General features: G+C 56.2%; 24 protein-coding genes. 9 read left to right on the top strand and 15 right to left on the bottom strand.

The window, feature by feature from the left end:
• Positions 1-23 precede the first annotated feature (23 nt).
• Complete coding sequence (locus L1047_RS13075; RefSeq protein ID WP_235279408.1) at positions 24-857, top strand: ABC transporter permease; 834 nt, start codon at positions 24-26, stop codon at positions 855-857.
• A gap of 12 nt (positions 858-869) precedes the next feature.
• A complete protein-coding gene (locus tag L1047_RS13070; protein ID WP_235279407.1) occupies positions 870-1,652 on the top strand; it encodes an ABC transporter ATP-binding protein in 783 nt (260 codons plus the stop codon).
• An 18-nt stretch (positions 1,653-1,670) separates the two neighbouring features.
• Here the strand turns inward: L1047_RS13070 and purU are convergent, their stop codons facing one another.
• From purU to L1047_RS13035, 7 genes are all read right to left on the bottom strand, one after another.
• Positions 1,671-2,519, bottom strand: a complete 849-nt coding sequence (purU, locus tag L1047_RS13065; RefSeq protein WP_443081729.1) for a formyltetrahydrofolate deformylase — start codon at positions 2,517-2,519, stop codon at positions 1,671-1,673.
• A gap of 284 nt (positions 2,520-2,803) precedes the next feature.
• A complete protein-coding gene (locus L1047_RS13060) occupies positions 2,804-3,121 on the bottom strand; it encodes a hypothetical protein (RefSeq protein ID WP_235279406.1) in 318 nt (105 codons plus the stop codon).
• Positions 3,122-3,204: 83 nt separating this feature from the next.
• Positions 3,205-3,435 carry a hypothetical protein gene (locus L1047_RS13055; protein ID WP_235279405.1) on the bottom strand — a complete coding sequence of 77 codons (231 nt, stop codon included), beginning with the start codon at positions 3,433-3,435 and terminating at the stop codon, positions 3,205-3,207.
• A 39-nt stretch (positions 3,436-3,474) separates the two neighbouring features.
• Positions 3,475-3,858: a TatA/E family twin arginine-targeting protein translocase gene (locus tag L1047_RS13050; protein ID WP_235279404.1), complete on the bottom strand. Its 384-nt coding sequence runs from the start codon at positions 3,856-3,858 to the stop codon at positions 3,475-3,477.
• 168 nt (positions 3,859-4,026) lie between these two features.
• Positions 4,027-4,944: a cell division protein FtsX gene (locus tag L1047_RS13045; protein WP_235279403.1), complete on the bottom strand. Its 918-nt coding sequence runs from the start codon at positions 4,942-4,944 to the stop codon at positions 4,027-4,029.
• A 91-nt stretch (positions 4,945-5,035) separates the two neighbouring features.
• Positions 5,036-5,872 (bottom strand): cell division ATP-binding protein FtsE, encoded by an 837-nt coding sequence (locus L1047_RS13040; protein ID WP_235279402.1) that lies wholly within the window; start codon positions 5,870-5,872, stop codon positions 5,036-5,038.
• Between the two features lie 41 nt (positions 5,873-5,913).
• Positions 5,914-6,669 (bottom strand): WecB/TagA/CpsF family glycosyltransferase, encoded by a 756-nt coding sequence (locus tag L1047_RS13035; RefSeq protein WP_235279401.1) that lies wholly within the window; start codon positions 6,667-6,669, stop codon positions 5,914-5,916.
• A 206-nt stretch (positions 6,670-6,875) separates the two neighbouring features.
• Here L1047_RS13035 and L1047_RS13030 point away from each other — a divergent pair, with 206 nt between their 5' ends.
• The 3 genes from L1047_RS13030 to L1047_RS13020 all read left to right on the top strand — a co-directional run bounded on the left by L1047_RS13030 (position 6,876) and on the right by L1047_RS13020 (position 8,660).
• Positions 6,876-7,562, top strand: coding sequence for a ferritin-like domain-containing protein (locus tag L1047_RS13030; RefSeq protein ID WP_235279400.1), 687 nt, complete (start codon positions 6,876-6,878; stop codon positions 7,560-7,562).
• 164 nt (positions 7,563-7,726) lie between these two features.
• Positions 7,727-8,122: a plastocyanin/azurin family copper-binding protein gene (locus tag L1047_RS13025; RefSeq protein WP_235279399.1), complete on the top strand. Its 396-nt coding sequence runs from the start codon at positions 7,727-7,729 to the stop codon at positions 8,120-8,122.
• 10 nt (positions 8,123-8,132) lie between these two features.
• A complete protein-coding gene (locus L1047_RS13020) occupies positions 8,133-8,660 on the top strand; it encodes a hypothetical protein (protein WP_235279398.1) in 528 nt (175 codons plus the stop codon).
• Positions 8,661-8,714: 54 nt separating this feature from the next.
• Here L1047_RS13020 and L1047_RS13015 read toward each other — a convergent pair whose 3' ends face one another.
• The 4 genes from L1047_RS13015 to L1047_RS13000 all read right to left on the bottom strand — a co-directional run bounded on the left by L1047_RS13015 (position 8,715) and on the right by L1047_RS13000 (position 11,375).
• Positions 8,715-8,978: an RNA-binding S4 domain-containing protein gene (locus L1047_RS13015; RefSeq protein WP_235279397.1), complete on the bottom strand. Its 264-nt coding sequence runs from the start codon at positions 8,976-8,978 to the stop codon at positions 8,715-8,717.
• A complete protein-coding gene (locus L1047_RS13010) occupies positions 8,978-10,360 on the bottom strand; it encodes an NAD-dependent succinate-semialdehyde dehydrogenase (protein ID WP_235279396.1) in 1,383 nt (460 codons plus the stop codon). The genes L1047_RS13015 and L1047_RS13010 overlap by 1 nt, the downstream gene beginning before the upstream one ends.
• 170 nt (positions 10,361-10,530) lie before the next feature.
• Positions 10,531-11,097, bottom strand: a complete 567-nt coding sequence (locus L1047_RS13005) for an SRPBCC family protein (RefSeq protein ID WP_235279683.1) — start codon at positions 11,095-11,097, stop codon at positions 10,531-10,533.
• Between the two features lie 23 nt (positions 11,098-11,120).
• A complete protein-coding gene (locus tag L1047_RS13000) occupies positions 11,121-11,375 on the bottom strand; it encodes a hypothetical protein (RefSeq protein ID WP_235279395.1) in 255 nt (84 codons plus the stop codon).
• Positions 11,376-11,557: 182 nt separating this feature from the next.
• Here L1047_RS13000 and L1047_RS16550 point away from each other — a divergent pair, with 182 nt between their 5' ends.
• A complete protein-coding gene (locus L1047_RS16550; RefSeq protein ID WP_268836621.1) occupies positions 11,558-11,647 on the top strand; it encodes a cytochrome b6-f complex subunit PetN in 90 nt (29 codons plus the stop codon).
• 51 nt (positions 11,648-11,698) lie between these two features.
• Positions 11,699-11,860 (top strand): hypothetical protein, encoded by a 162-nt coding sequence (locus L1047_RS12995; protein WP_235279394.1) that lies wholly within the window; start codon positions 11,699-11,701, stop codon positions 11,858-11,860.
• Here the strand turns inward: L1047_RS12995 and L1047_RS12990 are convergent.
• From L1047_RS12990 to L1047_RS12980, 3 genes are all read right to left on the bottom strand, one after another.
• The gene (locus L1047_RS12990) at positions 11,857-12,264 is read right to left on the bottom strand and encodes a DUF309 domain-containing protein (RefSeq protein WP_268836620.1); all 408 of its coding nucleotides are present in this window, start codon (positions 12,262-12,264) and stop codon (positions 11,857-11,859) included. The genes L1047_RS12995 and L1047_RS12990 overlap by 4 nt on opposite strands.
• The gene (locus L1047_RS12985; protein ID WP_235279393.1) at positions 12,261-14,834 is read right to left on the bottom strand and encodes a sensor histidine kinase; all 2,574 of its coding nucleotides are present in this window, start codon (positions 14,832-14,834) and stop codon (positions 12,261-12,263) included. Before L1047_RS12985 ends, L1047_RS12990 begins: the two co-directional genes overlap by 4 nt.
• 156 nt (positions 14,835-14,990) lie before the next feature.
• Entirely contained in the window at positions 14,991-15,824 is an 834-nt protein-coding gene (locus L1047_RS12980) for a TatD family hydrolase (protein ID WP_235279392.1), read from the bottom strand.
• A gap of 198 nt (positions 15,825-16,022) precedes the next feature.
• Between L1047_RS12980 and L1047_RS12975 the strand changes: the two genes are divergently transcribed.
• A complete protein-coding gene (locus tag L1047_RS12975) occupies positions 16,023-16,607 on the top strand; it encodes a thioredoxin family protein (protein WP_235279391.1) in 585 nt (194 codons plus the stop codon).
• Between the two features lie 27 nt (positions 16,608-16,634).
• On the opposite strand, the gene L1047_RS12970 is transcribed toward L1047_RS12975, so the two are convergent.
• Positions 16,635-17,147: a hypothetical protein gene (locus tag L1047_RS12970; protein ID WP_235279390.1), complete on the bottom strand. Its 513-nt coding sequence runs from the start codon at positions 17,145-17,147 to the stop codon at positions 16,635-16,637.
• 134 nt (positions 17,148-17,281) lie between these two features.
• On the opposite strand from L1047_RS12970, the gene L1047_RS12965 reads away from it, so the two are divergent.
• Complete coding sequence (locus L1047_RS12965) at positions 17,282-17,569, top strand: PepSY domain-containing protein (RefSeq protein ID WP_235279389.1); 288 nt, start codon at positions 17,282-17,284, stop codon at positions 17,567-17,569.
• Positions 17,570-17,646 lie beyond the last annotated feature (77 nt).

Here is a 17,646-nt window from a genome sequence, read left to right as displayed (position 1 = left end):
CCTTCAGGAGGTGAGAAGGTAGGATGCTAACGGCCCCGGTTGAATCTCCCCCCGTCCGCCCTAGTCTGCCCCCGACGGTGTTTTGGCGCATCGCGGAAGGGATCCCACGCCCACTGGCTCTGGTGTTGTCGGTGTTGTCGGTGTTGGTACCCTTTGCTTTGTGGTGGGGTCTATCGGTGTCAGGGTGGGTGCCACCGCGTTTTTTGCCTTCGCCGCCGTTGGTGTGGGCAGCCCTAATGCGCCTGTGGCGAGATGGATTGCTGTGGACTGACATCCTGGCCAGCTTTGGGAGGGTCAGCAGTGGTTTTCTGCTGGCAGCAGTGGTGGCGACCCCGCTTGGGATTGCCATGGGCACTTTTGCCAGCATCCGCGCCCTGATTGAGCCGATTAGCGGCATTTTTCGCTATATGCCGGCCCCGGCTTTTATCCCGCTGTTGATCATCTACCTGGGGTTGGATGAAGCCCCCAAAATTGGCTTGATTTTCATCGGCACCGTTTTTTTTAACATGCTGATGATCATGGATGCCGTGAAGTTCATCCCCAAAGAGCTGATCGAGGCCACCTACACCTTGGGGGGACGGCGTTGGCAGATGTTGTTGCAGGTGATCACGCCCTATATCACCCCCAACATCCTGGATGCCTTTCGCATCAATATGGCCGCCTCCTGGAACTTGGTAGTTGTGGCGGAATTGGTGGCAGCCAACGAGGGGCTAGGCAAGCGGATCCAGTTGGCCCAACGCTTTTTTAGAACCGACGAGATTTTTGCCTGCTTAATCGTCTTGGGTCTGATCGGTTTTCTGCTGGATTTGCTGTTGCGGCGTTTGGTGCGTTTGACCTGCCGTTGGGCCTTCTTGTGAGGAGGTGGTGCTGTGCATCTGGAAGTGGTCGGCCTGAGTAAATCCTTTCCTACCCGACAAGGCTCCATCTTGGCTTTGGATGGGGTGAATTTGCATGTGGAGTCGGGGGAGTTTGTCTGTGTGGTGGGGGCTTCTGGCTCTGGTAAGACTACCCTGCTGCGCCTGATCGCTGGGTTGGATCAGCCCAGCCAGGGCTCCATTAGCGTTGATGGCGAGCCGGTAATCGGGCCGGGGGCAGATCGGGGGGTGGTGTTCCAGTCCTATACCCTCTACCCATGGATGAACGTGGCGGAAAATGTCGGTTTTGGCCTGAAGCTTCAGGGGGTGAAGCGGCAGGAACGAGTGGCACAGGTGGACTATTTCCTCGAGATCGTCGGCCTAGAGCGCTTTGCCAAAGCCCTGCCCAAGCAACTCTCTGGTGGCATGAAACAGCGGGTGGCGATTGCCCGTGCGCTGGCGGCCCAACCGAAGATTTTGCTTCTGGATGAGCCTTTTGGCGCTTTGGATGTGCAAACCAAAGAGACGATGCAGGAGTTTTTGCTGGATCTCTGGCAACGAACCCGCACTTCAATTTTGATGATCACCCACGATGTGGAAGAGGCGGTGTTTCTGTCGCAGCGCATTTACGTGCTTACCTCCCATCCCGGTCGGGTGAAGCGGGAGATGTTGGTGAACTTGCCCAGCCAACGGAACTACGGCCTCAAGCGCACCCCAGCTTTCCAAGACGTGAAAGATGAGATCATGACCCTCTTGAGAGAACGGCAAGGGATCCCTTTGAGCAGCGCTACGTCCTGAAGAAGTCTGGTCTGTTTCTCAAGCAAAGACCACCGTTTTATTCTGGTAGACCAGCACCCGATTTTCCAGGTGATAGCGCACGGCCCGTGCCAGTACCACCCGCTCCATATCTCGACCCTTGCGGATGAGATCGGCCACAGTGTCGCGGTGGCTCACCCGTACCACATCCTGCTCGATGATCGGCCCTTCATCCAGATCTTCCGTGGCGTAGTGGGCCGTCGCACCGATGATTTTCACCCCCCGTTGATGGGCGCGGTGGTAAGGGTTGGCCCCGGCAAAGGCGGGTAGCGTCGAGTGGTGAATGTTGATCACTGGCGGGGAGTGGCGGAGCAGGGATCCGCTCAAAACCTGCATGTATTTGGCCAGCACCACCAAGTCAATGTGATACTCCTTTAAGAGGGCCAGTTGTCGTGCCTCGGCTTCTGCTTTCTGGGGAGCCGAGACGGGGATGTAGTGGTAGTCGATGCCAAAGGAACGGGCCACCGACTCCAAATCCGGGTGATTGCTGATGATCAGGGGGATCTCGGCGGGTAACTCCCCGGCCCGTTGCCGCCAGATCAGATCCAGCAGGCAGTGGGTTTGTTTGCTAGCCCAGAGGGCAATGCGGGGGCAGGCATCGGAAAAGTGCAGTTCCCAGTTGGCCTGGATGCCACGGGCAATGCCCGAAAAAGCCGGAATCATTTCCGCCCGTTCCAGTTGGAAGCCCTGTAGATCCCACTCGATGCGGCTCAAGAACAACCCCGCTTCAGGATCCGTATGGTGATCGGCGTGGATGATGTTGCCGTCGTAGCTGTGGATGAAAGCGGAGAGCTTGGCTACCAACCCTTTTTGATCGGGGCAAGACACCAACAGGGTGGCACTGGGCATAGGCAGGGGCAAAAACGCTCAACCTTTTCACCCTACGGCCTGGATTTGGTCTGGAGCAAGCATTCCTAGGATATAATCTGGCGAATCGGGATCCCGCATGCGGGTCTTTGTGGGTTAGGCTCTAGGCCCACTTACCCCTACCCATCCGAGGGATCCACCCGGCAAAGGGCACAGGAATAGTACTCTGACTGCAAGTGCACTGCAACACACTGAGCTAATCTGCCAATCTTTAGATTTGTCTCTGCCAACCTGCGGTATCGAGGCCTGTTTTGAAGAACAACCGTCTAAGCGGTCAATCTGCACCAGTCTGGAGCCGCTCTAACGTAAAAACAGCACACTATCTGCAGCACTTCACAGCGATATTGCCGGCGTAGGCGCACAAAGTAGTCCAACATCCGCAAGGGCATCTCAGGGTCGGGATCCGTCTGAAATTCCAAATGCAGAACTTGTGTTCCAACTTGTAAGAAACTGACCAAATCGGCCCGACGGACAATTCGGTTTTGAGAATCTGAATGAGTACGGGGGTCTTGCCCAATCAACCAATGGACAAAGGGCAAAGGGTTCAACTCCACTAGGGCTTTGCAGAGGTTGTCATAGGGCATGGAGTGGGGCTTGCTAGGTTAATGGGCTGTGGATAGGGCTGTAGATAGCAGGAAAAAACTAGAGGAACTCTATCCACTGGCGCTCAGTCGACGCGGTTGATCTCCTCCAACAACCAGGGATCCACTGGCTGTCCATCCAGGCGCTTCAGGTCAATACGAATCCACATCACTGCCGAGGAGCCGACCGGGGGCAACTCCTGATGAAAGGAGATCTCGTAGTCGGAGGGGTTTTGATTGTGCTGCCGCAGCCAAGTTTCCACCTTCGCAGGAGCAAAGTAGGACTGCCCCTGCTCGAACATGCGCGTAATTTCCATGCCAAAGCAAAGCGGGTTGAAGCGATCCATGGGAGAAAATTAGGCAGCGTCTGCTGTTTGAGGGTGGTCGGCTTCAGGGGTGGCGGCGGCCACCGGTTCGGGTTCGGGGGTGGGTTCCATCTCGGCCAGAGGCCCTGCAGGCGTATCTGCTGTAGCTACCGATTCGGTTTTGGGCTGAGCCTTAGCTGCCGTTGTGGCAACCTTAGGGGGAGCAGCAGCGGTTGTTGCAGTGCGGGTGGCTTTTTCCAGCTCCCGAGCCTCTTTGTTCAGTTGGGTCTCAAACTCCTTGGAGGCATCCTGCAAGCTGCGCAGGGTTTTGGCCAAGGTACGACCGATCTCGGGCAGTTTTCGTGGCCCAAAGACCAGCAGAGCCACCGTAAAGATGACCAACATTTCCGGCAGTCCAACACCAAAAAAATTCATGAGCCCTGGCAGAGTACGGTTATAAGGGATCCCTTCGATTCCCTAGACTGACATCTTCTTGATGCCAACCGCAAGCACACTTTCCTATTCTGATGGCTTTACAGTTCTACAGAGGGTTGGGGCTTCGGCAGAAAATGTTATATCAGACATGGGGCTGAGTAACCCAAATCAGCGGCCTGCGGACTTGCGCACCGCGATCAAACTGCTGGTGGTGCCCAGAAAAACCCCCATTCCCAAAAGCATCAGGGGCAAAAACCAAAACTCCAACCGATTCGCATCCGCCTGCACCACTTTCAAGAATGGGAAGGCGATCAACTTCTCCAACAGCTCCTGCAGCAATTGCTGGGATCCCAACACCAATCCCCAGGCCCCCACCGCACTGACCACCCCAAACAGGCAGCCCTGTAAAATAAAGGGCAGATAAATCCACGCCGCCGTCGCCCCCACCAGTTGCATCACCTCGATCTCGCGCCGACGGGCCATGACGATCAGGCGAATCGTCGTGGTGATCACCGCCACCGCCGTCAGGGCCAACACCCCGGTTATCCCCAGGGATCCCAGGCGCAGCATTTCCTGGATCTGTCCCAGTTGCTCCACCACCCGGTCGCCGTAATAGACTTCATCCACCCCCTCCAGTTGGCGAATCTGAGCGGCCACCTCCCCAAGGGCCTCGGCAGAATCCGCCTTCACCCGCATCGCATCCACGAGGGGGTTATCCCCCAATTGCGTCTCGATAGCCGCCTCATCCTGAATGCCCATCTCCAGCAGCAGGGTACGCCATGCTTGATCTTTGGTGATCACGTTCACTTCCGCCACATGAGGCAATTGGGTGACTTGGGGCTGCAAATCCACCGCTCGCCGTTCCGGCTCCAGATAGGCGGAGATCTCCAACTGTCCTCCCAGGGACTGCACCGTCGCATCGACCCCCCACGACAGCTCGACGCTAATCCCCACCAGGAACAGCAGCACCAACAGGGTACTCACAGCAGCCCAGTTTAGCCAGCCACCCCGCCGTAACCCCAAAAAGGTCTCCTGCAGCAGATATCGGGTCTTATTCAGAAATCGGGAGAGAGATTGCATCATCATTCACCGCCCCACTATGCGCCCAACACTCATCCAACCCCAGGGATCCCGTAGAGCAAAATGGCGATTCCGACTGCCGGATCCCAGCGGCCCTTCAGCGCATATCATACAGACGTCCTCCCTCCACTCGCACCACCCGATGCCCAGCCCGCTCCACCAAATAAGGGTCATGGCTGGTCATCATGATCGTCACCCCAAAGGAATTGAGCCGTTCCAAAATCTGTAAAACCAGCAGGGAGTTTTCCGGATCCAGGTTTCCCGTCGGCTCATCCGCTAGCAACAATACAGGCATATTGACAATAGCGCGGGCCAAGCTGAGGCGCTGTTGCTCACCCCCGGAAAGCTCGTGGGGAAAGCGATCTCGTTTTTCCGTCAGTCCCACCATCTTCAGGGTCGGCCCGATGCGGCGGCGAATTTCGGCAGGAGACAGCCCCTGCGCTCGCAGCACAAAAGCAACATTTTCTCCCAACGTGCGGTTGGCCAGGAGGCGATAGTCTTGAAACACTACCCCCAGCCGCCGCCGCAACATTGCCAGAGGACGGGTGGGGATCCGATAGGGGCGATGGCCCTCGGAAGAAAACAGACATACTTGATCCACCATGACCGTACCTTGAGTGGCTTGGTCGGCGCCGTAGAGCAGCCGTAACAGAGTAGACTTGCCTGCACCCGATACCCCTGTCACAAACACAAACTCGCCGGGGCGCACTTCCAAATCCACATCCCGCAACACCAGATTGCCGTTGGGAAATACTTTACTCACCCCCCGCAACGACACCATGCTATTCATGGCTCGCAGGGCTGAGGGCTGAGGGCTGCCGTAAAACCCCAAGGTGGCCTCTGGGTCGGCTTGGGTGGGACAGGTGGGTGTGGGGGCGGTGCTGGCCCAGGAACTGCGGGAACGAGGGTTATAGCCGACGTGTTGACCGATCATGGTGAAAAGAGCCTAGAGAAGGAGAAGACTCGGTGCCGAGACTAAGAACCCAAACCCTTCCGGGAAGAGGGATCCCGCAGCACCCGCCAGACAAACCTGGGCAAAGCTAACATCCGTCGCCAGCGCCAGGGTTCCTGATAGAGACGATACAACCATTCCAAGTGATGGTCACGCCACCAGCGGGGGGCACGCTCTTTTTTGCCCGCCCAAATATCGAAGCTGCCCCCTACGCCAATCCAGATCGCCCCAGGCGAAAGGCCCCGCCGAGCCTGAATCCAAAGCTCCTGACGCGGGGATCCCAAACCCACCAACACCACCTGCGGCTGAAATTCCTGCAGGGCTTGTAAAAGCTCTACCTCTTGTTGTGGCGAGAAGTAGCCGTGGTAACCCCAGAGGGATAACTGCGGGCACTGCGCCTGCCAGCGTTGAAGTGCTGCTTGATTGACATCAGGCTTTCCCCCCACCAAGGCCAAGCGCCACCCCCGCTGTGCCGAGGTTTGAATCAAGGATTCCGCCAACTCAATGCCAGGCACCCGTCGCACCGGGATCCGTTGCCGCCGCAAAGCCCACACCACCCCGGTTCCATCTGGGATCACCAATTCCGCCATTTGTAGCACTTGGGCAAAGGTTGGATTCTGATGAGCCAGCATGATCATTTCCGGATTGCAGGTCACCACCTGCGCCCCCTGCCCCGCTGCCAGCCGCGCCTCAATCCAGGTTCTGTATCCCTCTAGGTTGGCCTCTGGCAGGACAAGGTGTAGGTTCACCCCCAAAATCTCATAGGTTGCTAACGGCACCACCCCTCACCCCTTACCGAGCATAGATCTCAAACCAGCATCGCTCTCAAAATAGCGCAGCAAGCGTGGCAAGTTGAGATTCAAAGGGATCCCTAGGCATCCGAAGTAGCAAGAACGGCGTATTCTCATCAGACCGGGCTCAGAGGGGGGATTGCACAGGCCCCCACGGTTGTTCCAATGCCATTCTTCAAGACAGGAGACTTTCGATGATGAAGCCTTCAAAACCCTCATTGGCCTTGCCCCGCCTTGTTGCCGATCGCGTCAGCGGGATGGGATCCTTTTGGGATCATCCCAGCACCTCCCGCCGCAACCTCTTGCTAACCGGATTGCTTGCAGGCGTGGGGGGAGCAATTGGGTTGCGTAGCCTGCCCAGCGCTGCCCAATCCAATGCCGATATTGCTATTCTCAACGCTGCCATTGACCTGGAACAACAGGCCATCTGGGCCTACAAAACTGCCGCCGGCAAGTTGAGCAGCACCGATGTCGGTAAGGTGGTGTTGGATGTGGCCACCAAGAGCCTCAAAGATCACGAGCAACACCGCGATCTCCTAGTGGGCGCTGTTCGGCAGTTGGGCGGAACCCCGGCCCCAGCCCGCGATAGCTACGACCTCTCCACCTATATTGATGACCAAGAAGGCAATCTCGATTCCGATGCCAATATCGCCAAGCTGGCCCTAGCTCTAGAATTTGATGCGGCTCTGGCCTACAACGATGCCTTCAGCCAACTGTCCAACAAAGACTTGGTGGCTGCCGCCAGCACCATTGGCCCCAATGAAGTTGCCCATGCTACAGCAATCCGGGCCGTCTTTAACAGCCTCGACTCCAGCATTTTGGTGGTGCCCTCTCCCTTCGTCAGTGCCGACACCCGGGAACGCTGGATTTTGAAGGTTTAAGGTTGGTATCGGCGAGGATCCCCAAGTCTTCCGTTGAGCTTTGGATCTTGGGGATTGTCCTATGGTCACCCTGCGAGAACCGGACAACCCGGAGGGTCACCGTCGTTGTTGACTTGGGCCATTGACCCAATTGTTCTCTTCTTTACTTGTGCGGAGAAGACACTATGCCCATGACGCGGCGTTTGCTGCTGCTGACCGGAGTGGGATCCCTGCTCAATGTGGGGGCAATCTTGGCAGTGGATCGCTGGCGACAGATAAGTTCGCTGGCAGGGGGGGATCCTGTTGAAGCAACAGCGGCAGTCTCGGAGGCAGAGGTGATCATTCGCGGGTTTCAATACCTGCCCCCGGAGGTCACCCTGAAGCGAGGCGGCACCGTCACCTTTACCAATGAGGACTCTACCCCCCATACCGCCACCCCCTTAGAAGGGGCGCAATTTCAGGGGACAGGGCGGTTGCGGCGGAACGAGAGTAAAGAGGTGATGTTCGAGGTGGCTGGGATCCAGGAGTACTTCTGCGATATCCACCCCAGCATGGTGGGTCGTATTGTCGTTGTGGAATGAGGTATTAGCCATGCAAACGGAAACACTGGCATCCCCTGCCCCCTTTTGGAACATCTGTCGGCGGGTGTACCTGGTTTGGGCAGTTTTGTTGTTGATTGGGTTCGCGGCCACCCAGTTTCACCAGGAGGCCAGCATCAACTGGCTGTGGTTGGTCATTTCCTTGCTGGGGTTGGGCTACATGGTGCGGCAGACGAGTTTGCCGGAGTTTCGGGCCGCCGGATTGGCCCATCTTTATTTTGTCGGCTTGGTCTGGACGCTGGTGATCGCCCTGGGCATGGTTTTCTCGGTGTTGCCGTTTGTTGGTCGTACTGCTCTGGTGTCCCTCGGCCAGTATTTGGGGGTGTTTTGGCTGTTTCAAATGGGCCTGGGCCATTGGCTCAATGGCACAGTGGATCCGCCCCGCCGCCCCTATTGGATCACCGCTGGGATCCAGATTTTGGCCGGTATCGTTTGCCTGGTGTGGGGGTTGGAGTGGCAATTTTTGGCCGCGGGAGGAGTCGGGGCCTTGGCCATGCTGTTGTTGATCCCGTTCCATTGAGATTGCATTGAGTGAGATTGCATTGAGATTGAGTGGGTTGCCTTCTTGATGCCTCTAGTTCACCGGATCCCCCTCCTGATCCCGGCGCACCTGCCAAAGTTGCCCCAGCACTACCACTTCGTCCCCAAAGCGCAACTTGCGCCCTCTTCGGGTTTCCACTTGGCCGTTCACCCGTACCTGCCCCGCCAGGATCAACTGTTTCGCCTGCCCGCCTGTGGAGACGACTCCCGCTAGCTTCAGGAACTGATCCAGCTTGATAAAGGGTGCACCAGAGGGACCCGCCGGGGTGGAGTCCGCAGGTTCCGTCCGCTCTGCCATTACTGCATCCAAAAAGTTTTGATATTAACAAATTCCAGGATCCCTTCTCGGCTGAGTTCCCGTCCATAGCCGGAGCGTTTGATGCCCCCAAAGGGCAAGCGCGGGTCGGACTTGACCAGGCCGTTAATAAAGACGGATCCCGCCTCGATCTCCGCCAGCAAGCGCTCCTGCTCGGCTGGGTCGGTGGTCCAAGCGCTAGCTCCCAGCCCAAACGGGGTGCTATTGGCTAAGCGTATCGCCGCCTCCACATCCGGCACTTCAAACAGCAGCGCCACCGGGCCAAACACCTCCTGCTGGGCCACCGGATGCTCTACAGGGATCTCGCTCAAGACGGTCGGTGGATAGAAATTGCCCCCCAGCGGGGATCCGCCAACCCGTACTTGAGCCCCCGCCTGCACCAAAGCCTGCACCTGCTCCTCCACTTCCTGCACAATGCTCGGGGTGGCCAAAGGCCCTACTTCGGTTGCAGGATCGAGGGGATCCCCCACCTTAAGCTGGCGAAATCGCTCGGTCATGGCGGAGGCAAAGGATTCCGCGATGGCGCTGTGCAAAATAAATCGTTTGGCGGCGATGCAGGATTGGCCATTGCTAATCAAACGAGCGGCCACGGCTGTGGAGACTGCCGCTTGTAGATCGGCACTGGGCAAAACAATGAAGGGATCGCTCCCCCCCAATTCCAGCACAGTCTTTTTCAAGTGTTGACCAGCCAAACGGGCCAAACTGGATCCGGCGGCTTCGCTACCCGTGAGGGCGGCCCCCCGCACCCGTTCATCCGCCACCACTTCCGCCACCTGGGCCGCCCCAATCAACAGAGTTTGGAAGGCCCCTTGCGGAAATCCTGCTTCCTGGAAGATCGCCTCCAGGCTCAAAGCCGATTGGGGCACATTGGAAGCATGTTTGAGCAAGAGCGTATTACCCGCCATCAGTGCTGGAGCCGCACAGCGAAACACCTGCCAAAAGGGGAAGTTCCAGGGCATCACCGCCAAGATCACCCCCAAGGGTTGGTAGCGGATCCCGCTGCGGCTGGCATCACTGGGGATCGGTTGCTCCGCCAGAAATCCTTCTGCTGTTTCGGCATAGTACCGGCAAACCCAGGCAGACTTCTCCACTTCAGCGATGGCCGAGGCTAGGGTTTTGCCCATTTCTAGGGTGATCAGGCGGCCAAACTCGGCTTTGCGCTCCAGCAAGATCTCCGCCACTCGCCCCATCCAGGCAGCCCGCTGGGCAAACGGGATCCGGCGATAACTCTGAAACTGCTCATGAGCTTTCGCGATGCAGGTTTGAATCTGCTGGGAGTTCAAAACTGGGTAACGGCCCAAGACCTCCCCTGTCGCGGGGTTAAGGCTGACCAGTTGTCCCGACTGACTACCTTGCCCCATCATCCCTCTCCCTAACCGCCTCTTTCTCCACTCTGGCACTTCACCCCAATTTGGAATGGAAAGATTTGTGGATTTGAGCCCAAGGGATCCCTATTGCTAGGCACCTCTGGGGTAGCCCCGCCAAACCCTCTATCAGAAGTTGTGTGGGAAAAGGGCTACAGCCACAACGGGATTCACAAACTCAGGGATCGCTCTCGAATGGCTTGCAGGTTAACGGCCAAATCTTGACGGATACGCCGTTCCACCATGCCAATGGGCATCCTACGTGGAGGTTTGACCTGCAAGTGATAGGTAAGCAACGTTTGTTGGGTCATCAAATCGGCGAGATCCCAGAATCCCTCGAAAATGAGAAAGTCTCCCTGTGTTTTTTGAAAGCGTACCTGGTGGGGAAAAACCTCCTCAATGGCCAGTACCACTGTGGCGGAAAACTGCGCAAATAAGACCTTTTGGGATCCCACTTGGCGTACCAACTTGCGGCCATTGTCATTGCCAATGACCCGACTTTCCACCAAATTGGGAATAAATTCTGCCAGACGGTTGTAATCGGTCAGAACCTGCCAAATGCGTTCTCGCTCGACAGGAATGTGGACGCTGCCCTGAAGCTGGCGGCGACGCTCCCCCAAATCCACCACCTGAATCTGAATATCTTCAGGAATCGGGATCCCCTCTTCCGGCCCAGGGTCTTCTCCTTCGGGATCCATTGGCGGACTAGGGGCGAGCCATTCGGGGTCAGAGGGCATGGGCAAGGTCGTGAAAGCTGGCCTTATGATACCGTCCGGAAGAGGGCTTTAAACCAGCCGATGATCACATCCCACACCCGTTCTAGAAAAGCAAAGGGATCCCGTAACTCCTGGAGCACCTGCCGTGGGCCGATATTGAAGACCACAAACAGCACCGCCAGGATGATCACGATCCCTACCGTCGTCCAGATGGCATCTCGAATCACCCGGACCCAAAAAAACAGCAGAAAGGCAGCAATAATGACAGCGGCGATCAGCGGCAACATTTCCAGTACCATCGGGAGCCCACCTCGTTCAGCTCTGGAGTTTTTGGCCTACCCCCACTTTAGCCAGCCGGAGCCGCTGAAAGGTGCTCGTCGATGCACAAAGGACTCCATCCCTCTGACGTGATCGGCAAGGGATCCCATCCCGTACAATGAGATCACCTTAAGACCACTTTGTACTTGTGCTCAGCTAACCCATGGACATCATCACCCTCGGCTGGATTGCGATTCCCTCCTTCTTCGTTCTCTCGATTGCCCTCGTAGTCTGGGGCCGCAACGGCATGTAATCGATCATGTAATCGATCTGGTAATCAGTAGGGATACCCCTTGAGAGTGACATGGAAACCGAGCTTCCCCTCGTCACCCAAATCGCCTACGGCAGCGTCTTTTTGCTGTTGGCCGCGGTGACCTTGGGTGTTGGCTATATCACTTTTATCGATTGGCGGGATCGGCGGCGGCGCAATGAGGTGGAGCGTAAAACCCGGCGTCCTAAGCGTTAAGGGTTCCCAGTCTTGTTTTCGAGTAAACCCAGAGTAGGGATAGCCAGACAAGGCAAGGGAGCCCCCTCAGGCAGTTGCGACAGGTGCCGTAGACTATTTTGGTTGGCTCGCCAGAGAGAGAGCACATCCCATCCGGCGTAGGTGGGCAAATAATCCGCCAGTTTGCCATTGGCTTCTCCCAGCAGGATCATGCAGCCGCGCCGGTTGCCCTTGTTGAAGTGATAGTAAGCCACAGCCGTCTGCAATAGCCCTTGATAAAAGCGCCGCTCCGGTTCAATAGCCTCCATCCACAGGGCTTCTAGGCTGTCGTGGCAGGCGTAAAATTCGCCCCGATTAAACTGCTCGGCAGCCAATCGCAACGCTACATCCTCTCGATCTTGTTGATCTGGGCTGGGCTCCATCATGGGCGGGCTCGCACAGGCAGGACATAACTGCGGGTCAGGGGTGGAAGTGGGGTCTGCCCAGGTAGGGATCCCTGGGGCAGCACCAACGTAAAGCAGGTTTTGCCACGACCACTTTCCACCGATACACTGCCCTTAAGTCGTTCCATCAACTGTTTCACCAAAGCTAGGCCCAGCCCGGTGCCCCCCCGTTTCCAGGGATCCCCATTCGGTACCCGGTAAAACTTATCGAAAATGTGCTCCTGTTCCTTGAGGGGAATCTCGATCCCCTCGTTGATCACCTGAATTTGCACTTGGTTGGAGGCAAGACGCTTCGCCTTCACCTGAATGCGATGTCCGGGAGGGGTATATTTGCAGGCATTGTTCACCAGCTCTTGCACCACCCGTGCCAGACTGGCCTGATCCGTGATCACCTTGCCCACCTCCGGATCGATTTGCCACTGTAGGTCTTGCTGATCCGCCTCTGCCCGCTCCAAAAAGGGATAGAGCAAAGAGGGTAACCACCCCGCCAAAGACAGCTCTTCCAAAGTTAAGGCCTTGGATCCTAGCTCCAGCCGCTGCAAATCTAACAAATCGTTCACCAGCGCGGCTTCCCGCTCACATTCGGTTTCCAAAACGATTAAATAATTGGAGCGCTTCTGAGGATTTTTGGTGTTTTTGAGCAGGTGAATGGCCATCTTCATGTTGGTGATCGGGGTGCGCAGCTCATGCGAGACGGTGCTCAAGAAATCATCCTTAAGCTGGTTAAGACGCTCCAGCTCCTCCACCTGTTCTAGAGAGGTTTGGTAGAGGCGGGCCTGACGAATGGCGATTGCGCAATGGTTGGCCACCTGCTGCACCAACTGCATTTCTAACTCATCGAAGCTGTGTTCGGATCCCTGCGCACCCTTCACCAACCACAGATCCCCCAACACCCCCTGATCATCCCGCAACGGACACAACAACAGCGCCAGCCCCTGCCGAGAAGGGATCAAGCCTTGTCCTGGCAGATCACAAAACTGGGTCATCTGTCCCGCTTGCAGTTGCTGGTAAAGGGCTGGATGCTCAGCCATTGAGATTGTCAGCCCCCCTGCGGCAGGCAACGAGGCGGTGTACTCGTAGCGAACTGTGGCTTCTCTTACAACTGGGTCATACAGGCAAAGATCACAACCCTCAATCGGCAATCCCAAGGCCAGTTCCCGAACCACTGCCCGCAAAATCTGTGCTTCATCCAAGCTATCCCGCACTTGGTCGGTCACCCGCTTAATGAGAGCTTCCATTTCCAAAGAGCGCTGTAGGGCTGCCGTCCGTTCTTGCACCTGTTGTTCGAGGTGAATGTTCAGGGTTTGAATCTGTTGATAGAGGTGGTTTTGGGCAATGGACATGGCCAAATGAACCCCAACCCGACTCAGCAATTCCACATCCGCTGGCGACCAAGAGAGAGACTCATTAATTTTCAACTCCCGCCAAGCCTCAAAAGAAATGCAGGGCAATCGTTGTCGGGGATCCCCTGACTGAAAGCTCTCCGAGCCCCGATACCCAGCCCACTGGGTTTCCACATACACGGCCCCACGAAATACGCTCAGACAACCCATCTGTCGGCCATTCCAACTGAGCTGCAGTACGATCAAGCCACGAATAGGTGTTTGATTGATTGACTCCAAAAAGTGGGGCCATGACTTCAGGTTCGACAAGGTCCAAACTTTGGCCAGTCCTGACTGATCCTGCTGTACAGGCAGAAAGCTCTGTTTCTGAAGCTGTTCTCGCAGCCAATCGTCATAGCCTGTTGGGGGCTGTAGGCCGTGACTATGGGTGGATCCCTCTGGGGTGAATAGGTGTAACCGAGCCCCAATCCCGTGTAACCCCGCGGTCAGCTGCTCTAGCACGGTCGTCAAGGTAGAACTGGGGTGAACCGGAGAATGCAAAAGAGCCGCGATCTGATTGATCAAACTCTCCTGTTGGGCCTTTTGTTGGGCTTGCTTCAGCAATTCTGCCTGAGCAATGGCAATGGAAACCTGATCCGCCACCAACTGCACAATCTGCAGTTCCTCATTCGAGTAAGCTCGCGGTTCGGCATGATGGGAGACCAATAACCCCCAGAGGTTCTGATGATGCATCAGGGGAATCGCCAAAGAGGAGGCTACCCCCATACATTTCAAGTAATGAACATGACAGGGATCCACAGGTCGCTGAGGTACCTCGTGATCCGGTAAGGGCTGAACCTTGGCGGATAAAGTCAAATATTCAGGCTGGCTGATGGAGCGACTCTGGGCCTCAACATCCACAATCACCTGCACCTGAGAGTGGCGAAACAGTTGGCGGGCCTCAGGGGGAATATCGCTGGCCGGAAACGTCAAGCCCAACAGCGAAGGGAGGCGGCCCTCGCGAATGGACTCTGCGATCACCTGGCCGTGGCCCTCGGGATCAAAGCGGTATAACTTGACCCGATCGGTGCCTAGAAAGGAACTTAATTCTGCCACCGTGGCGGTCAAAATTTGGCTGAGCTCTAGAGATTGCCGGATTTGATTGGTAATGCGATTGATCAGGGCATCTCGATTGGGCCGGACATCAGAAGCTAGGATTTCAACGCTCATAATCGCAAGCCTGTGTAAAGGGAGAAAGGCTGTCGAGAGGGATCCAAATTTTTTCCCTTTTTTCTAGCATAGAATGTCAACCCCTCCAGCGGGGTTAAAAATTATATCGAATGGAGAGATGCTTTACGTATGAATACGGATATTGATGGAAATTAACTAGGCCAATATGGGCAAGCGAAACAAGTGAGCGGCATTGTGGCTGGTCTGTTCCGCCAGTTTCTCGGAGGAAATATGTAACAAATCCGCTAAGGTATGGGCGACCTGCTCCACATAGGCAGGCTCGTTGCGTTTGCCGCGAAAAGGGGTAGGGGCCAGAAAGGGGCAGTCGGTTTCCACCAGCAGTTGGGTCAGGGGCACTTCCAAAGCAGAATCCCGCACCGCCTTTGCATTCTTAAAGGTGATAATGCCGCTAAAGCTGACAAAGCAGCCGAGGGCAACAAATTCGCGGGTTTCCGCTGGGGATCCACTCCAGCAATGCATCACTGTCCGCACCGGCCCCCCTTCGGCGATCGCCTGGGACAGAATCTGGTGGGTGGCCTCTGCGGCATCCCGGCAATGGATGATCAGGGCCAAATCTTGGCTTTGAGCAATGGCAATCTGGGCTTGAAAGGCTTGCTTTTGCAGCTCAATATCTGCCGGATCCGACTTGTAAAAGTCCAGCCCTGTCTCCCCGATCGCCACCACTCGTTCATCGCTAGCCGCCAACTGGGCAATCTGAGCCGCCATCTCCGGCTGCCACTGGCGTGCCTCTAGGGGGTGTAAACCCACCGATAAAGACACTTCCGGGTACTGGTCGGCGATTGCCTGTAACTGCGGAAATTCATCCGGCGTGACACAGGAGTGTACCAACTGCCGGATCCCGGCTTCTCGCCAGCGTTGGGCAACCTCGGGTAGATCCTCGGCAAAATTGGGGTAATTCAGGTGAACGTGGGTATCCACCAACCCAGCAGGCAGTCCGGCAGAGGGCGTATCGAACAGGATGGGGCTCAAAGCACAGCTCCGGGCAAAGGGCATGACAAGGCTGACAAAACAAAAAGGGGATTACGAATTGTGAATCCATCCCTACCTTAGCCAGCCAGCCTGGATCCCTTCAAGCTGGGGTAAGAGCAGCCACAGGGATCCGGTTTGCCAATTTTTGTCTTCATCTGGGAGCATGATGAAAAGAAATCTTACAGTTGGAGACCCCGTATGGCTCGCACTCCCTCTACCATGCTGGCCTTGCAGACCCAAGCTCCTGACTTCAGCCTGCCGGATGTCGTAACTGGTAAAACCATTTCTCTGGCTAGCTTTGACGATAAACCTGCTCTCTTGGTGATGTTCATCTGCGAGCATTGTCCTTATGTGAAGCATGTCCAGGAAGAATTGGCCCGTCTCGGCAAAGACTATGGAAATCGTGGCGTGGGTATTGTTGCCATCAGCGCCAATGACGCCGAGAAATACCCGGATGATCGCCCAGAAAACCTAAAGAAAATGGCTGAAACTTTGGGCTTTACCTTTCCGTTTTGCTACGACGAAACCCAAGAGGTGGCCAAAGCTTACACCGCTGCCTGTACCCCAGATTTCTTCCTGTTCAATTCCGATCGCAAGTTGGTGTACCGGGGCCAACTGGATGACAGCCGCCCTAGCCTGACGGATATTCCGGTGACTGGCAAAGACCTACGCGCCGCCTTAGATAATCTTTTGGCGGGCAAACCCATCGATCCCGAGCAAAAGCCCAGTCTGGGCTGCAACATCAAGTGGAAGCCTGGCAACGAACCCACCTATTTTGGTTAGCCTTGATGTTGAGATGTTGAACTATTGCTAAAGTCTCTTTCTGGGCGGATGGCTGGCTTGCAAAAGTTGCCACCCTAGCCTTAGGCTCGGCCCTAGCACCCGCCAACCCCGGAACTGTATCAACAGGGATCCCTGGCCCTGCCAACCCACCTGCGTAAAGGTGAGGCGAAGGTGCTGTGCCAACTGGGGAGGCAATGCTGCGATCAAGCCAATCCCTGGCCCGGTGAGAGCGGGATCCGCGAAGCCAATTTCTAGGCCCCCTTGCCAAGCTTGCAGGTGAAGCTGTCTACCGAGGCGGAGGAGCTCGGGGCCGAAACGGGGCAAGTCTGCCCAAGCGAGACTCCATTTCCTAGCTTTGGGCCAACCTCCGCGCCAACAAAGGGATCCCCAGCGCCATTGCCAGCCACGATGAGTGCCCTGCAAAACCAGCCCCCCCAGCAGATGCCACTGCCAGATCCAAGCTAGGTGGCCTTGCCAGGGCTTACGGTACCGCAGGATCACTCGTTGGGGCCAGAACAGGAACACCCCGACCATGCTCATTAGCAGCAATCCAATGAGGAGTTTGATCACCGATTGAGTTCCCTTTGACCCCCGTAGTAAGACGGCAACGCCCCTTGTGACAAGCTTTCCCCGATCCTAAGATGAACATTGTTTAGCTATTCGGATACTTAAGAATGAAACTTTCTATCGCTTCTTTGTTGTTGCTCGGTGTTGTAGGGGTCAGCGGCCCAATGCTGCTGGTGGGAGGTGCTCAAGAACCAGCCCTGGCCCAATCTTCAGCACCCACTATCCGCATCGAAGAAGCTGTTCAAATCGCCCGATCCGCTGTCCCCAACGCCGTGATCAAAGAAGTGGAGTTAGACCGCGAAGGGGGACGCTTGGTTTGGGAAGTGGAATTTACCAACGATATTGAGGTCAAAATTGATGCCACTACTGGCGAGATCCTCGATATTGATGACTAATGATGACTACTTGAGATGACCAATTGTTGAGATGACCAATTGAAACTCGGATGGGGCAGACGTTCCCGGCTGGAAGC

Source organism: Synechococcus sp. Nb3U1 (assembly GCF_021533835.1).
Classification (GTDB): Bacteria; Cyanobacteriota; Cyanobacteriia; order Thermostichales; family Thermostichaceae; genus Thermostichus.
This window is presented reverse-complemented; position numbering and strand designations above follow the sequence as displayed.

Bases quoted from the DNA above. Each gene is read 5' to 3' on its own strand.
- L1047_RS13075 (WP_235279408.1), top strand. From the start codon at position 24: ATGCTAACGGCCCCGGTTGAATCTCCCCCCGTCCGCCCTAGTCTGCCC.
- purU (WP_443081729.1), bottom strand. From the start codon at position 2,519: ATGCCCAGTGCCACCCTGTTGGTGTCTTGCCCCGATCAAAAAGGGTTG.
- L1047_RS13060 (WP_235279406.1), bottom strand. From the start codon at position 3,121: ATGCCCTATGACAACCTCTGCAAAGCCCTAGTGGAGTTGAACCCTTTG.
- L1047_RS13055 (WP_235279405.1), bottom strand. From the start codon at position 3,435: ATGGAAATTACGCGCATGTTCGAGCAGGGGCAGTCCTACTTTGCTCCT.
- L1047_RS13050 (WP_235279404.1), bottom strand. From the start codon at position 3,858: ATGAATTTTTTTGGTGTTGGACTGCCGGAAATGTTGGTCATCTTTACG.
- L1047_RS13045 (WP_235279403.1), bottom strand. From the start codon at position 4,944: ATGATGATGCAATCTCTCTCCCGATTTCTGAATAAGACCCGATATCTG.
- L1047_RS13040 (WP_235279402.1), bottom strand. From the start codon at position 5,872: ATGATCGGTCAACACGTCGGCTATAACCCTCGTTCCCGCAGTTCCTGG.
- L1047_RS13030 (WP_235279400.1), top strand. From the start codon at position 6,876: ATGATGAAGCCTTCAAAACCCTCATTGGCCTTGCCCCGCCTTGTTGCC.
- L1047_RS13025 (WP_235279399.1), top strand. From the start codon at position 7,727: ATGCCCATGACGCGGCGTTTGCTGCTGCTGACCGGAGTGGGATCCCTG.
- L1047_RS13020 (WP_235279398.1), top strand. From the start codon at position 8,133: ATGCAAACGGAAACACTGGCATCCCCTGCCCCCTTTTGGAACATCTGT.
- L1047_RS13015 (WP_235279397.1), bottom strand. From the start codon at position 8,978: ATGGCAGAGCGGACGGAACCTGCGGACTCCACCCCGGCGGGTCCCTCT.
- L1047_RS13010 (WP_235279396.1), bottom strand. From the start codon at position 10,360: ATGATGGGGCAAGGTAGTCAGTCGGGACAACTGGTCAGCCTTAACCCC.
- L1047_RS13005 (WP_235279683.1), bottom strand. From the start codon at position 11,097: ATGCCCTCTGACCCCGAATGGCTCGCCCCTAGTCCGCCAATGGATCCC.
- L1047_RS13000 (WP_235279395.1), bottom strand. From the start codon at position 11,375: ATGGTACTGGAAATGTTGCCGCTGATCGCCGCTGTCATTATTGCTGCC.
- L1047_RS16550 (WP_268836621.1), top strand. From the start codon at position 11,558: ATGGACATCATCACCCTCGGCTGGATTGCGATTCCCTCCTTCTTCGTT.
- L1047_RS12995 (WP_235279394.1), top strand. From the start codon at position 11,699: ATGGAAACCGAGCTTCCCCTCGTCACCCAAATCGCCTACGGCAGCGTC.
- L1047_RS12990 (WP_268836620.1), bottom strand. From the start codon at position 12,264: ATGATGGAGCCCAGCCCAGATCAACAAGATCGAGAGGATGTAGCGTTG.
- L1047_RS12985 (WP_235279393.1), bottom strand. From the start codon at position 14,834: ATGAGCGTTGAAATCCTAGCTTCTGATGTCCGGCCCAATCGAGATGCC.
- L1047_RS12975 (WP_235279391.1), top strand. From the start codon at position 16,023: ATGGCTCGCACTCCCTCTACCATGCTGGCCTTGCAGACCCAAGCTCCT.
- L1047_RS12970 (WP_235279390.1), bottom strand. From the start codon at position 17,147: ATGAGCATGGTCGGGGTGTTCCTGTTCTGGCCCCAACGAGTGATCCTG.
- L1047_RS12965 (WP_235279389.1), top strand. From the start codon at position 17,282: ATGAAACTTTCTATCGCTTCTTTGTTGTTGCTCGGTGTTGTAGGGGTC.